We start from the raw sequence: 14,618 nt of genomic DNA on the forward strand, positions 1-14,618 counted from the left end.
ATGACATAAAATATCTAAAAATGGCCATTTTGATGTCCGCCTTGCGATCTGCCGTTTCCGTATTCGATCCCGATCTTACCCTACTGCCCGCGGTCGCTTACAAGCTTGATTTCGCAGATCATCAGGCGGAAGTACCCCTGCACTTCCATCGCAAGGGTCAGTTGATTATTGCACTACACGGAGCCGTTACATGCACTGCGGGCAACGAAATCTGGATTGTGCCTCCCAATTGCGGAATCTGGATACCCGGTGGCGTACCGCATAGCGCTCGAGCGACGGCAAATGCGCAGCTCAACTATCTGTTCGTCGAGCCGGATGCGGCGAATTTGCCGGAGTTCAGTTGCACCTTGTCGGTGTCTCCCATGATCCGAGAGATGGTGGATCGGCTTGCTCGCGAGCGCGCTGACTATCTAGCCGATAGCCACGCCGCCCGGATGGCGCGGGTCATCCTCGATGAACTGGCACAGATGCCACGTGAGCGGTTCAACCTGCCAATCTCCAGCCATCCAAAAATTCGGGCGATGGCAGATGCTCTAACGATCAAGCCTTCAGATCGAAGCACATTAAGCGATTGGGCGACGAGGCTGGCAATGAGCGAACGGTCACTCGCGCGCCTTTTAATCCGCGAGACAGGGCTGACGTTCGGGCGCTGGCGGCAGCAACTCCACCTTGTCGTCGCGCTGCGCGAACTAGCGAGCGGAGAAGCAGTGCAGAATGTCGCCGCCGAACTGGGGTACGAATCTGTCAACGCGTTTATCACGATGTTCAAAAAGGCCTTGGGCAGCACGCCAGCGCAGTATTTTTCGCGCCGAGGCACACCACCACCTTCCCCTTAACGCTGAGAGTCTTCGACGATGATGTGGCAACATGCTCGCTTGGCTCGTGGCCACATTACGCGTGCGTGCGGCAGCCAGCACCGCTTACAGTTCAGATGACAAGCGACCTTCGCGTTGCGGCTCGCGGATAAATCGTTCAACGAGTTCATCCGTCCATTCCACATATTCGACGTGGAGGCCATCGGCATGTCGGGCATAGAGCATCCGCCCTGTAGGAACGTCGACGATTGGCTGGGTTATGGTTGCTCCGCACGCAAGCAGCTCGGCTTCAATTGCCTCGATATCACGCACTATAACAGGGCCATGGCTATCCCGAATTAGCGCGAGTGATTCCTCTGTTCCCGCGACGATGAACATATCCCCAACGCCAGCCAGATCCCATTCCCCGAAGCGGAATCGCACATGCGCTTTGCGACCGTGAAGCCGTTCAAGTGTGGCCAGCGTCGCATCGCAGTCCGCCGAAAACATCCGTGCATAGGTTTTGATGATCATGCCACACCTTATTTATTGATCACTACATATCTAAACTCGTTGACTTGTCGCGGTCAACGGTTATTTAGTGATCGATATGAAACAGGAAGCGAATAAAGGTGGCCGCCCTCGCAGCTTCGATCGTGACGGTGCAATTGCGACAGCAATGCGTCTCTTCTGGAGGCACGGTTACGAGGGAGTCTCGCTTGCCATGCTCACAGAAGCGATTGGTATAGCCCCTCCCAGTCTCTATGCCGCGTTCGGAAGCAAAACCGGGCTATATCGCGAGGTTCTGGATCGCTACTCGGCGATGACAGAATTCACGCTTTCCCGTAGTGGCGACGAAGCCCTGACCCTCGACGAAGCCCTTTCGCATCTGTTCGACCAGGCCATTGAGAGAGTGACGGGGGAGCAGGGCGAACGCGGATGCATGGTTTCAATCGGACTACTTTTCTGTCACCCAGGTCACGGCCAATTGGCTGACGAGCTTGCCAATCGCCGACAAGATTTGACTGCACGCCTTGGTCATGACCTTCGGCGTTGGCTGCCACAAGATCGTTGCGGCAAGGCTGCGCGCTTTCTTTGGGCTGTCCTGCAAGGCATTGCCGTTCAAGCCAAGGACGGAGCGACCGCCAAAGATCTTCGCGCCATCGCAGAGATCGGCCGGGCGGCAGTTACGGCCATGGTTATCGACTAGGTGCCGATCACAGCCTGACGCTTTCCGGCACCCTCGTAAATTCATCTTTACGGATTAGCAATTTGGTCTGATGTTCGCGAAAGGCTGCTTTTCGGTCTTCTGATGCGGGTGCCACTTCTGACCCGACTGGCGCACGCGACTTTTACAACGCGACGAAACCATCGCAATGATTGGTCGAAAGAAGAAGTTTCGGCAGAGTGCAATATTCCGATCTGTTTTTGCCGGGCGCTTTCACTCAGCCATCGCTCTTCGGCCGCTGCGTTATACTGCCGGCAAATGTTTGGCCCGGTACAGTAAGAAGTGGTTCGGTTTGTCTGAACAGTTTCGGGCGTTTTGCTAAGTGGATTACCGCCTCGATTATGCTGCCACGATCATTGGTGTCAGCGCGTTGAAGTACACCTGATCCGGTGTCTGTCGGTCAAGCGATGAATGTGGCCGTCGGCTGTTGTAGAAATTTAGATATCTGCCGATGCCAGTTCGGGCCTCGGACACGGTTTTGTAGGCGTGAAGATAAACCTCTTCGTATTTGATTGATCGCCAGAGCCGCTCGACAAAGACATTGTCTCGCCACGAACCCTTGCCATCCATCGAGATGGCGATCTCTGCCTTTTTCAGCAAGTTAGTGAAGTCGATGGACGTGAACTGTGATCCTTGATCCGTGTTGAATATTTCAGGCTTTCCATAGCTGACCAGAGCTTCCTCAACCGCTTCGATGCAGAAGTCCGCCTCCATTGTGATCGACAGTCGCCATGATAGAACCCGGCGGCTGAACCAGTCGACGACAGCGCACAGATAGACAGAGCCACGTGCCATCGGAATATACGTTATGTCCATTGCCCACACCTGATTGGGTCTGGTGACCGCCAGCTTGCGCAGGAGATAGGGATAGATTTTATGCCCTGGCGCTGGCTTCGAGGTGTTTGGGCGACGGTAAATCGCCTCGATGCTCATCTTCTTCATCAGCGTAGCGACATGCAGCCGCCCAACTTCAAGCCCTTCTCCTTTCAAAAGCCCCTGCAACATCCGACTTCCCGCGAATGGGTATTCCAGATGCAATTCATCGATCCGGCGCATCAGTGCCAGATCGCCATCCGATACAGGGCGCGGTGAATAGTAGACACTGCTACGGCTGAACCCGAGGAGCTTTGCCTGTCGTGCGACCGAAAGCTTGTGAGCGCGGTCGATCATTTCCTTCCGCCCAGCAATCCCGCCTTGCTGAGCGCTCCGGCTAAAAAATCGTTCTCCAGAGTTAGCTCACCGATCTTGGCATGCAGCGTTTTAACGTCGACGGTTGGCTCTGCTGATTCCGCCTTGGTCTCGTCGCCGAAAACACCAATGGCCCCCTCAAGAAGCTGATCTTGCCATTGCTTTATCTGGTTCGCGTGCACGTCAAAATGCTGGGATAATTCCACTAGCGTCTGCTCGCCTCTAATCGCAGCCAGCGCAACTTTTGCCTTAAAAGCTGGGCTATGGTTTCGGCGTGGTCGTCTCGTCATGGTATCTCCTGTTCCCGGCATCTAAGCCGAAGTCAGGCAGAATTTCCACTTATCCTAGCTGTGCAGATTTCCCGAGCCACTTCTGTATGGCGTTCAAGGATATGGCGTATAAGATCGGTTATACCTCTCAAGCTGTTTTCAGTCGCGCATTCCAACGTATCACCGGCCATCCACCATGGGCGAGCAGACAATTTTGATTGCCAGTCAGAAATGTGCGTGTTCCGCTCCCGACGGGATCGCCATTTGTTGTTCTGGTATTGCTGCGCCCCGATTGATTTTTGGAACGCAGGGCAAAACACCGCAGAACGGTGACGAAGCGCAAATATATATACGTGCAGTCCGCAGCCCTTTTCTGCCTAGGAATTGCATACAGATTCTGATTGAATGCGCATATAGTTGCCAGTCAAAGGAGCATGTCTTATGCCACAGCAGGAACCCGCCCGGACATTCAAACGCGCAACCAATCTTTCAATCGATAATGAGCTTCTTTCTGAAGCGCGCCGCTATAAGATAAATATTTCGCGTGCAGCCGAGAGTGGGATTGAGCAAGCGCTTGCTGCTGCAAAGTCAGCACTTTGGAAAGAAGATAATCGACCGGCGATCCAAAGTGCTAATGCTTACGTTGAAGCAAATGGCATACCCCTCGAACGTTATCGTCAATTCTAATGGCGAGATATGACGTTTATTCCAACCCGGGTGGCGGCTATGTGCTCGACGTACAGGCTGATTTACTGGATGAGCTTAAAACACGCATTGTCATCCCTATTATTAGTAAAGCACTGGCCCCCATTCCGGCGAAGCGGCTCAATCCAAGCTTTGAGATTGAAGGAGAGGAGCATGTCTTGGTTACAAAATTCATGTCGGCAATTCCGGTGTCAGCAATGAAGAACCCGGTCACGAACCTTTCTGCTTCGCATGACGAGATCGTATCCGCGCTCGATATGGCGTTTCACGGGTTTTGAACGCTACCATTCGATTAATCATCTGAATGAAAACACTGAGTTGGAGTCAAGATTCTCCGTTCGGATCCAAAACTGTTGAACCCCAGTGCGAAATAGGTAGAAAATTCGCTTCGAAGTGACACTGCCGACGGCAAGATGCAATTAAGTGGCGCCTCCGACCGCAAAACTGAATCAAACTTGGGCTGAATTCAACACTCATTTATCGGATCGTGATCGCCGCGCATATTAAAATCTGGTAGCCGTCTAAGGTATTAGTTGCTGGTAAAGCGTTAGCATCGAGAATTGGAAAGTATCGTCAAATTTGCACGACTTCGGACGAACAACCTTTTGCAGCACGGTCGTGAAACAATAAACCCCTCTCAATTCCCAGAAAATAATCTCAGGCACGATAATACGCCTCAGCGGTCCTCGATCTTCTTCACCCAGGTATCACTCCAACCCAGAGGACGCCCATTTTGCGCTCGCAACTCCAATCGGGCAACCGGAGTAGCTGTTTCGATATCCAGTAATGCAGATTTTGGGTCGTCGGGCAGATAGAGATAATCCTCGCTCCATTGGCGCAGTGCAACGATAACAAGGAAAAGACCGCGGCCTTTTTCAGTCAGCACATATTCCTTATAGGCCGAGCCATCCGAAGCTGGTGCAAATTCCAAAATGCCACGCTCAGTCAAGTCGCGCAGCCGCACTGACAATGTCCCCTTTGCAATACCGAGTCCGGTCTGAAACTCGCTAAAGCGCCGAACACCATCAAAGGCGTCACGGATGATCAGCAGCGACCACCAATCGCCAATGACATCCAAACTCCGTGCCACAGGGCACCCGGCATCCCACTGGCTGACCCGCTTAACCATGGCTTTCGCTCTCCATATTTTTGGTTCTGGTCTTAATTTAGAACTAGAATTTCATCGCGATAATTGGTCTTAACATGAGACTACATCAGGTCTCATGGACAGAAATAACATGCAACAAGAATCTAAAACGGGCATCGGGCTGTCGAAGCTCACAACCTTAGTTTTCGCTGCTGCCGCTGGCCTTAGCGTCGCAAATATTTACTATGCCCAACCATTGCTCGATGCGATGGCGCGTGATTTCGGAATTTCGCCGTTCTCGATTGGTCTCGTGATAACGTTGACGCAGCTTGGCTACGCGCTGGGGTTAATATTCCTTGTTCCGCTTGGAGATATAATCGATCGCCGCCGCCTTGTTATCGGCCAAGGCGTTTTGTCAGTGTTTGCACTGATTGGTGTTGCGAGTGCGCAGACCGAAGCGGTGCTGTTCGTCTGCCTTGCGACGATGGGACTGCTTGCAGTCGTAGTTCAAGTGCTGGTCGCTGCCGCCGCAACACTGGCAACGCCCGAAGAACGCGGCAAAACGGTCGGTATAGTCACAAGTGGTGTCGTTATCGGCATCCTCGCCGCACGATTTGTCGCCGGCATGCTCGCTGATTTTGGTGGCTGGCGAGCGGTTTATCTATCATCCGCCATTCTAACGGCAGGAATGGTCGGATTACTCATGCGAGTTCTGCCGCGCCAAGATTCACCGGCAGACACTGATAGTTACGCCGCAACACTGCGCTCCATTCCAGTACTGTTCCTACGTGATAGGATATTACTGGTTCGTGGCATTCTGGCGCTCCTTGTCTTCGCGACGTTCAGCACTTTCTGGACGGCATTAGTCCTGCCGCTTAGCACGGCACCATTCTCTTACTCACACACTCAGATCGGTCTGTTTGGACTGGTCGGTCTGGCAGGAGCAATCGCGGCTACAGGTGCTGGCAAATTCTCAGATAGTGGACACGAGCAACGGGTGACGAGTTTCTCACTCGCGTTATTGCTGGCATCATGGGGATTAATCGCTTTTCTGCCAACATCAATATCCGCATTATTGGTCGGAGTGGTTCTGCTTGACCTCGCAGTGCAGGCAGTCCACGTCACAAACCAGAGCATCATTTTTGGACGCCATCCCAATGCGCGCAGCCGTCTTGTTGGTGGCTATATGGTTTTCTATTCCATCGGAAGTGGCATCGGAGCCATCACCTCGACAATGGCATATGCCCAAGCCGAATGGCTCGGTGTGTCAATACTCGGAGCGGGATTTAGCTTCGTTGCCTTACTGGTATGGGGAACCACGCTTCACTTAGCGATCAAGGCGATAAAGTCAGAATGATATACGCCTGCCACTTTTGGCTCCCCATCCGTGGCGTCCTAGCGTAATCTTGAACTTCAATCTGAGATCGGATGGGGTCACGTTCGCCAGCGATGACGACCCCGCTCTCGTTACGCTTTTGTTTTTAAAGTCAGATACTCACTGCCTTTATGTATGCGTTAGCCTTCCGTCCTCCTTCACATTACGCAAATCCGTTGTCATCTGGAACCATGATTTTGGCCGGCTTTACAATCTTTCCTGTATCCAAATTCTGTGTTTTCGCATTGCGGTACGCGTTGATCTGAGAGAGTGAAACTAACGACCGCGTAAAAAGCTGACAATTAGATCTGACCCAGATGTTGAGACCAATCGTTCGACTTTTGACGAGAGCTAAGAATGCACGAACCGTCAAAAAGGTCCGTGCATCAGCTTGAGGGTATTTATTTTGGTGAGTGGAATTTACTTTTTACGGCATGGCATGTCAGTCCCTTCGGCATTGATCGCTGTGCCTTCAGCGGTTTCAATGCCGTAGAGGAGTTTCGAACGCGCTTCGATTGACGCAAGCAGTGCTTCACCAAGGTCTAATGCTCGTTCTGACTGACGCACGCTGTAATCCGTCAGATATCTGGAAGCGAGCTCCGGCTTTTCGGCCTTGTAAAGGATGTCAGCTGTCGCCTGAACTTCAGGAATGTCATCGATCTGTTTAGCTTCGAAGGCTTCAAGGGCTTGTGTAATTTCAGGCATGAATGTTTTAGGATTTGCGCACGCATGGTACATAATTCGCTTAAACAAACGTCCCGCAAACTGTGTCGCTTCCTGCGACTGATATTCAGCATTTAGGAAGGTGGAGCCTGCATCACGGAAAAGGTATCTGTGAATGCCATACTCAGGGATGACCTTATCGATCCCAATATGATAGGGCACAAACGGCGCGGTAACAGAACCTGTTGGTGCAACCCATAGCAGATTCAAACCTGAATGCGATGTATCACGCAGCTGAGCGACTTCACCGTAACCGGAACGCTCAGTTGATACACGCGGATCACGGACCAGTTTCATCATTTTTTTCAGTGTGACCGGCGCCATATCGTGGAGTTCTTTTTCCACGGTTTCAATTGTCCAGTGCTTTTGACCAGTTCGCATCGGGCGGTCTTGTTCGCTATAGACGGCATGAACATTAAACGGCTTATCGCCATCCCGTTTCCACCAACCCTGTTCGACAGCAAAATCATAGAAATTTGGTGATGCCATATAGTCTTCGTTGTCAGTTATGTCGGCTGGAATATCGCCAATATAGCCAGGATATGAAACGCGCACATCATCCGGGCCTAAGCGTTCAGCGACCCATAAGCCTTTGCCGCCTGCGAACTGAAGTACCACCCAACCTTCATTCTTATCGGCAATCAGGTGCGAGTTACCGCCGTAGGTCGTATAACCATGCTCATTGATCAGATCGCCGATAATCTCGACGGCTTCACGCGCGGTTTTAGCACGTTCCAAAGCAATACGGGCCAGATCGCTGTATTGTGGACCCGTTTGCGGGTTTGGTGTCATTTCAACCAGTTCGTCGCGTGAGTTCGACCAGATATCCCGTAACGCCACGCCGTGCTCGTTCAAACCGCCATTGGTCAGCGGTGCGGGAAAGCCTTCGAAATCGCTATAATTCATGTTTATGTATTTGAAAGTCTCAGGAACCTGAGGGATTTCAATGAGTTTGCCTGGCATATAGGCCTTGTCAGTTGCTCCTACCGATATTGTCGCACCTTCGGGATGCTTTTTAGCTGGCACAACAGTCAACCAATGCCCCGAAACTTCCTCACCTGTACCACCTATCAATACAGATCCGTCTTCAGTCAGATTTTTTCCAACATAAAAGCCATAGCTCGCAAATGCATTCGAGTATAATGACGATAATATCAATACATTCAAAGATATAATTTTACCAAATTTACCTGTTTTCATCATTTCAACTTTCATTTATCATTTCATTTTGCACATTGATTAAAAACGGTCAGACATTTATGTGCTCGTCACGAGATTATTTATATCGAAATAATTGTGATTATTAAATATTTAATCGACAAAGATCATATGTAACTTATTGAAGCGTTGTCTGGTCTGACTGAGGTGGCTTCTGATTCCGAGAGCAATTACGCGATTTGCCAGTTTTGATTTTTTGTCACTTTGTACAGGGCAGATGCGCACCGATACCCTCTCCGTCTTGTCAGTAGACCACTGCGTTTGCGCCGGAGAGTATGCCGGCCGCTGATCCCGCATACTGCACTAACCGTTTGGGCTTAACGACAATCCAGGTTCACGCGATGCAACTCGCCGTCGATCGACAGCGACGGGCAGGCATCGGCAAAATGCGCACGCTCGATCAGTCCTGTGCCAACCGGTGAATGAGCAAGCCGCTCATGAAGACGCGCCAGCGGCGATAGTTGGTATGCGGGGCAAATCCGGGTTTTTAAATCAGCTGGCCAATGGCGATGGCTATCGCGCTTACTCTGATCCATCGAGAGAAACACCGTTCTATCCATTCGTTAACTCTCAATGACAGAACACAAAATCAAACAAAATGTAGGGTCAGAACACCGGTTACATGCAGACCATATTTCAGCGTGCGGATCCGGCCTGTCAACAAATCAAGGATGTAGGCGAATGTTGAGCGGCCTCATCTCGCTCGTTCGATTTGCTTCAAGGCTGGTCACTCGAACATTTTGGCTATTACGGCTTGTTCAGCTTCCTTCCATCGACGCACGTCCTTGGTCACCTGCTCAATCTCTTTGTCACTGAGGTGGTGCGCACCGTCCTGGTCTATACGACATAAACTGAATGGCTTACCGACGGTGGGGGAAGAAAGGTCGAGCGCTTCCAAAACACGCAGGACGGCCGCGCAACCGAAGCGTATCGATCGATCGGTCAAATTGAAGTGAGACAGAAGCGAGCCGGCTTGCTGTGCCATGGCCGCACCGCTGCCGATCGCGTGGAATCCGATATCAGCGTAGTGCCCGATCATGCCAGAAGGCGTTATCTCAACAATCCACGGCTCACCTTTGCGCCACCCGGCAGCCATCACGTAGGCCGATGGGGAGCCGCCACCTTCTTCGCCCGGAACGTCCGAGATGAACGTGTCGTAGTGATGGTGCAGGATCGGGAGCACCTGCTCTTGCAACGCGCGGCCGATATCCGGGGCCTCCAGAATAGCCGCACTGTTTTCATTGAAGCACCGTTCGACGTCGACCAGCACTGATCGCGCGCCACTTCCGCCCCAAGCCGCTAGCTCGCCCAAAGGGTGCAGCTTCTCGGCCGGGTATGTCATGCCTCTCCCCTTGTCCGTAATCTGAGAGTCAGAGCCAAGCACGACTCCATCTTGGCAAACGGTAGCAAGGACGACGGTCATAATTTCAAACCTCTCGAGTCGTGTGTTTCGGAAAATCCGGCTGGATTTGCATTAGCCGCAGTTCGCCTTATGACGATGGCGCGATGCAGCCTGCAATTGTGCTTGATAGGAATAACCCATTTTTCCCTTCTCGATATAGCGTGTAGAGAGAACACGCGTGTAGTCGTATCGTTCCCACATTCGTAGTCTAAAGGTGCTGGCAACGTTCTAGCTTTCGAGTTCGGCCGTCATTTAAACGATTTTTGCGTCTTACTGTGATCCACAGAAATACGTTTATGATATTGAAATGGCAGCAAATTCCTCACGATGGACTGGGTCACCGAGGAACACAAAGGTGGTTCAATCCTTAGCGCAAATTAACAACGATGATGCAAAACTGCCCGATGATTTTATCGAATGTGCCAGAATAGCTGAGCTGGAGGCACTCCTTTCGACAGCATATTAGAAGTAAGCGCACCAGAGAAAGCTTCAGCTATAGCAGGCCGAATGTGAAATTCAGTTTCCGTTTCAAGCCACTTAATGAGACCATGTAGCACCACGCTCTATCTCAATCTTAAAAGATCTACCTTTTCCGGGTAGGAGACTTGGCTTGTACGTCAACTCTGGGAACCTCACGTCGTGATCGAACCTTATTTCTGTTTAGAGTTGGTTCAACTTTCGCGGCGAGCGGATAATCCTCACCTCTACGTGACTTCTTTCTTTTGCCACGTCTCCAGAACATGATGACGATTAAGAAAGCACCAAATAACAGAACCTTAAAGCTTGAGGAATCCGCATTCCCGTCAGTCGTGCCAACACCGGCTTCGGTTCCTGCGGAATTTCTATCGTCTGTTTGAGGTAAGATAGCCGAAGCGCTGGAACTTTGTGAAACGACTGAACCTGGGTTAACAATCGGAAAGAGCTTTTCCAGCGTTGCTTTGTCAATCGTACCCTTCTCTTCGAGCCCATTCTCGCGCTGATACTTCTTCAGCGCCAAGATGGATTTGCGACCCCAAACACCATCCGCAGAACCCGGATCGAACCCTCTGGAAGTAAGTTCACTTTGAACTTCTTTCGGCGTGCGGAACTGAGTAGCGACAGCGTGTGTGAGGTTTACCATATACACACAGATGAACACGACAGCAGTTATTTTGAAACGCAAATCACATACTCCCGTATCTTCCTGAAGACTTACTTTTAGGCATCTGAGTCAGCAAATAACTGTGTTGCGCCTCGGGCTTGGACGAGCAGCCCAGGGAACATCAAGGCTCGAATGCTAACGTGCTGAAATCTTTAATGCATCAAGGGTTTCAGGCGTAACCGTCCCAGTAACCTTCAATCCATAATCGGCTTGAAGACGCTGCAATCCTGCCTTGGATGTCGAACCGAGTACGCCATCAATCTGACCTGAATAGTAACCGTAAGCCAACATAGCCAGCTGAACCTGCTTAACAATTTCTCGAAACTTATCCGTGTTTCCAGGCAAAACCTTCAAAGGTGCTGGTGCTGTCGTCTCATTTCCTGATGGTGCTGTCGGATAAACCGGAGACGGCGCCGTTCTTACAGGTGGATTATATAGCGGTGCCGCATAACTGGGAGAAGGCCGGCTATAGGTTGGGGCACGGTATGAATACCCCCCACTTGATGACCTGTGACTGCTATGTGATCGGTGCGAACTATGACTTCGATGGCCCGCAAGAGTGAACTCATGATCCATTCGGAAAACATCAAAGAGCGACTTGGTCGGTGGCATATCCTCAATAGTAGGACGAACAGGCATTGCCGACGCTTCAGCTGGTAAAAACCCAGCGGCAATCAGAGATGGAATAGCGAATACTTTCTTTTTCATTATAGCCCCAATGCCCCGTAGCCATGGTTTTTAGGATGCCATTCAAAGAAACCACCACAGGCGTCCTGGAGAGAGCATCCAACACATTCATCAAGATAAGAGTTTTTCCAGTCGGATATCGTTGCCGGAGCCGAATTGCGGTAAGCTTCGGGCACTGTACAAAGTGGAAAATTATAAAGTTTCGCATCAAGGCCGCGGCTATGAACTGTATTCAGGGCCAAGGCAACATTTTCAAAGTGCCGGGAACTGTCAAAGAACAGAGAGTTCCAGTTCATGCGACCGTATCCGATATTTTCCATCTGCATGATGGCCCATGTTTCAATGAATGGCAGCATAACTGTGATGAACCGGGCGAGCTCAGCTAAACCTTCGACATTAGGCTGCATCAACACGGTTCGCAATTCTATTCTAAAGCCGGCGCGAGCCATAAGGCCGAGGTTTGGCAGCAACGCGTTGTATGCCCCGACTTTGCCAACAATCTTATCGTGAATGTTCTCATCGGCAGAGTATAGAGGCACGCCCCAAGTGATGCGGTCGAGGGCAAGCAATCGTAAGCCTGGCAGATCCTCATGTGCAAAATGTTGACCATTCGTCAGCACATGAAATTGAAGATCTGTCCGCTCTTTCATTACACGGCTCAAAAGCCCAAGCAATTGTTCCTTATAAAGAGTTGGTTCGCCACCAGAGAGCCCGATCGTTGCATTTTGAGGCGCTAAGAGTGCAGCCGCTTCAAAATAAGGAAACATATCGACATGATTTTCCTTTGGTGGCTGAGAGCACATCACACAAAGTTGGTCACAACGCTCCGTGATCAGAAAAGTGTTGTGAGGAGACCCGCGCCTGATGAGCCGTTCTGCGGTTCCCTTTTTTGGATTAACAAACAGAACATCCCCGTTAATGTCGTGAGGCAACACACCGTGTATGGTGATCCGGCGCTCTTGCCTTTCAAAAACTAAACCATCTTCGGACACTGAAATTAGCGATGCTTCAAACGCTTCCTCGACGCGGCGTTCTGATTGTGGACGCTCCGTCCAAACTCTCACAATGAAGGGTTCGCTTTCATCTGAGGACACCTTTAATCGAAGTGAAATCATGAGTGCACCTGCACCATGTCAGGGGTCCATGCCGGGATACCAAGCCACTGGCCGACTGAAAACTGAATCGCCTCATCATCGCTGTAAAGGTATTCAAAAGCCTTATCGAAAATGGCTGTGTGGCGCTTGCAAAACCAGGTTTCGTGTCGAGGAAGATCGATACGGCCATAGCGTGACAGATCATCAATGAGATCGGAACCGCAAAAGGGCTGGTAAGCGCAGTGAATGCAATCCGGATCAAAATTGTTCAGTGAGCTTCCATTTAAGAGCGCAATTTTCTCAACATCCAATCCCAATGAAAGACTCCCGATACTGAGATCCACTCTTCCCACTCGCGAAAGCATGCGCGCTTCATCGGTGGGATAAAGGTTGCCGTCGTAATCGATCACAAGGTAGTCCGCTGCAAAGAAATTAGGATTCCGTAAATCAACATGCTGATCTGCACCCATACGCAGAATACGCTTTAGTGACTGACTGAAATAGTATTCTTCGACGACAGCTTTTGTTTCAAAGTTCCGCGCTACGATCTGATCGATGAAGGCCGAATAAATATTGTTCCAGCGATCAATCGGACTTGATCCATGTTTGAGTTTTCGTGCAAAACCCTGAAAGTTTATCGGTCGAAGATAGATCGACCGAATTCCATAGCTTTCGAAGTTATCAATTAATGCGCCCAGATCTGGAGGATTGTTAACATCGATCGTTGGTAAAGCCGAAACCTTTCCTTCCGGGAAGCGACGAACCGCCTTTTCTAAGTTGTCGAAAAAGGCTTTCGTCGTTTTAGGGTTTTGGGTCCTTTGAAGTTCATGCGTCTTCCAGTCCCCATCCACAGAGGTACTTATGAACGTATCGTCATCGGCAAGAAAGGCCCATTCCCGTTCAGTTAAGTTTTGCAAGTTGGTGCAGACAACAAACTGTGAAGCTTCAAACTTCTGCCGGCAGAATGCCCTCACCTTTTCAAGAAGGTCCACACGAAGTAAGGGCTCGCCCCCTTGAAACTCTATCTTAATTGACTTTGTCTCGAGACTGCCGAGAAAATCGAGTGCGGCTGCAAGCGTCTCGTCGGACCAGTCAAAGCCGCGAGCCGTTTCAGGAGCCCGCGACACCTGACAATAGCTGCAAGCTAGATTGCATCTTAGCGTCGGAACGAGAATGACATAGCCAACACTTGCATTCACAGACTGACGTCGTGACCAACGGTAGGCAAACGATGTCCAGGACAGATCACCTTCTTCCTCAAATGAATGACCGTTTCTTCGAAGGAACGTGAAGTCTTGATCGTTCAGAGTTTCGTGTGCATATCTGTCTATAAATGCAGCATCCCCTTTGAAGAAGCCGCCCGCGTCGTCAGAGATAATAAAATCCTGGTTCACCGAACGGAACTTGAGGGGCCACACACTTGTCATTTTATCACCGCAGAAAGCAACGAGCGGCGCAAATCGAGCGTTTCACCGTATATACGTTCTCGATAAAGGTGATGGCAAACATCTGCCAAAACTTTTGATCTCTGCTCTGCGGACACACTCAAAACCTTGATCTTTGCGTCGTCAAAGCTGATGCTGAGATCGGGATACAGTCCTTGTATCCTTAAAGCAGCAGACGCTGCGTAAGGTATAAAAAGATCAGGAATTTCCACGACCAGAGATCGTGTGTCTTGATTAAATGAAGAAATCATAATTTAAGCCC

Annotated in this window: 16 protein-coding genes; 5 read left to right on the plus strand and 11 right to left on the minus strand. The window is 50.5% G+C overall.

All coding sequences use genetic code 11. The features are described from left to right. Positions 1–32 precede the first annotated feature (32 nt). The gene (locus U2P60_RS19635; RefSeq protein ID WP_413574046.1) at positions 33–836 is read left to right on the plus strand and encodes an AraC family transcriptional regulator; all 804 of its coding nucleotides are present in this window, start codon (positions 33–35) and stop codon (positions 834–836) included. An 84-nt stretch (positions 837–920) separates the two neighbouring features. Here U2P60_RS19635 and U2P60_RS19640 read toward each other — a convergent pair whose 3' ends face one another. Next, positions 921–1,328: a VOC family protein gene (locus U2P60_RS19640; protein ID WP_413574048.1), complete on the minus strand. Its 408-nt coding sequence runs from the start codon at positions 1,326–1,328 to the stop codon at positions 921–923. A gap of 76 nt (positions 1,329–1,404) precedes the next feature. Between U2P60_RS19640 and U2P60_RS19645 the strand changes: the two genes are divergently transcribed. Next, positions 1,405–2,004: a TetR/AcrR family transcriptional regulator gene (locus U2P60_RS19645; protein ID WP_413574349.1), complete on the plus strand. Its 600-nt coding sequence runs from the start codon at positions 1,405–1,407 to the stop codon at positions 2,002–2,004. Between the two features lie 357 nt (positions 2,005–2,361). On the opposite strand, the gene U2P60_RS19650 is transcribed toward U2P60_RS19645, so the two are convergent. Continuing rightward, positions 2,362–3,500 (minus strand): IS3 family transposase gene (locus U2P60_RS19650; RefSeq protein WP_413571901.1). Its coding sequence is split into 2 segments (ribosomal slippage): positions 2,362–3,233 and positions 3,233–3,500, totalling 1,140 coding nucleotides; the frame shifts between segments, so codons are not numbered across the junction. 420 nt (positions 3,501–3,920) lie between these two features. Between U2P60_RS19650 and U2P60_RS19655 the strand changes: the two genes are divergently transcribed. Then, complete coding sequence (locus U2P60_RS19655) at positions 3,921–4,166, plus strand: type II toxin-antitoxin system CcdA family antitoxin (protein ID WP_413574050.1); 246 nt, start codon at positions 3,921–3,923, stop codon at positions 4,164–4,166. Further along, positions 4,166–4,462 (plus strand): CcdB family protein, encoded by a 297-nt coding sequence (locus tag U2P60_RS19660; RefSeq protein ID WP_413574051.1) that lies wholly within the window; start codon positions 4,166–4,168, stop codon positions 4,460–4,462. The genes U2P60_RS19655 and U2P60_RS19660 overlap by 1 nt, the downstream gene beginning before the upstream one ends. Before the next feature lie 398 nt (positions 4,463–4,860). Here the strand turns inward: U2P60_RS19660 and U2P60_RS19665 are convergent, their stop codons facing one another. After that, complete coding sequence (locus U2P60_RS19665; protein WP_413574052.1) at positions 4,861–5,313, minus strand: winged helix-turn-helix transcriptional regulator; 453 nt, start codon at positions 5,311–5,313, stop codon at positions 4,861–4,863. A gap of 109 nt (positions 5,314–5,422) precedes the next feature. Here U2P60_RS19665 and U2P60_RS19670 point away from each other — a divergent pair, with 109 nt between their 5' ends. Next, positions 5,423–6,628 (plus strand): MFS transporter, encoded by a 1,206-nt coding sequence (locus U2P60_RS19670; protein ID WP_413574054.1) that lies wholly within the window; start codon positions 5,423–5,425, stop codon positions 6,626–6,628. Between the two features lie 438 nt (positions 6,629–7,066). On the opposite strand, the gene U2P60_RS19675 is transcribed toward U2P60_RS19670, so the two are convergent. The 8 genes from U2P60_RS19675 to U2P60_RS19710 all read right to left on the minus strand — a co-directional run bounded on the left by U2P60_RS19675 (position 7,067) and on the right by U2P60_RS19710 (position 14,607). Beyond that, on the minus strand, positions 7,067–8,584 hold the full coding sequence (locus U2P60_RS19675; RefSeq protein ID WP_413574056.1) for a C69 family dipeptidase: 1,518 nt from the start codon (positions 8,582–8,584) through the stop codon (positions 7,067–7,069). Between the two features lie 320 nt (positions 8,585–8,904). Next, on the minus strand, positions 8,905–9,123 hold the full coding sequence (locus U2P60_RS19680; protein WP_413574057.1) for a hypothetical protein: 219 nt from the start codon (positions 9,121–9,123) through the stop codon (positions 8,905–8,907). 191 nt (positions 9,124–9,314) lie between these two features. Continuing rightward, a complete protein-coding gene (locus U2P60_RS19685; protein WP_413574059.1) occupies positions 9,315–9,929 on the minus strand; it encodes a proteasome protein in 615 nt (204 codons plus the stop codon). Between the two features lie 643 nt (positions 9,930–10,572). Then, positions 10,573–11,151, minus strand: coding sequence for a peptidoglycan-binding domain-containing protein (locus U2P60_RS19690; RefSeq protein WP_413574060.1), 579 nt, complete (start codon positions 11,149–11,151; stop codon positions 10,573–10,575). Positions 11,152–11,265: 114 nt separating this feature from the next. Next, the gene (hxsA, locus tag U2P60_RS19695; protein WP_413574061.1) at positions 11,266–11,838 is read right to left on the minus strand and encodes a His-Xaa-Ser repeat protein HxsA; all 573 of its coding nucleotides are present in this window, start codon (positions 11,836–11,838) and stop codon (positions 11,266–11,268) included. Then, on the minus strand, positions 11,838–12,932 hold the full coding sequence (hxsC, locus tag U2P60_RS19700; RefSeq protein WP_413574063.1) for a His-Xaa-Ser system radical SAM maturase HxsC: 1,095 nt from the start codon (positions 12,930–12,932) through the stop codon (positions 11,838–11,840). The genes hxsA and hxsC overlap by 1 nt, the downstream gene beginning before the upstream one ends. Next, entirely contained in the window at positions 12,929–14,338 is a 1,410-nt protein-coding gene (hxsB, locus tag U2P60_RS19705) for a His-Xaa-Ser system radical SAM maturase HxsB (protein WP_413574064.1), read from the minus strand. The genes hxsC and hxsB overlap by 4 nt, the downstream gene beginning before the upstream one ends. Then, the gene (locus U2P60_RS19710; protein WP_413574065.1) at positions 14,335–14,607 is read right to left on the minus strand and encodes a hypothetical protein; all 273 of its coding nucleotides are present in this window, start codon (positions 14,605–14,607) and stop codon (positions 14,335–14,337) included. Before U2P60_RS19710 ends, hxsB begins: the two co-directional genes overlap by 4 nt. Between the last annotated feature and the right edge of the window lie 11 nt (positions 14,608–14,618).

The sequence above is a fragment of the Brucella sp. H1_1004 genome (assembly GCF_047308065.1).
GTDB lineage: Bacteria > Pseudomonadota > Alphaproteobacteria > Rhizobiales > Rhizobiaceae > Brucella > Brucella pseudogrignonensis_B.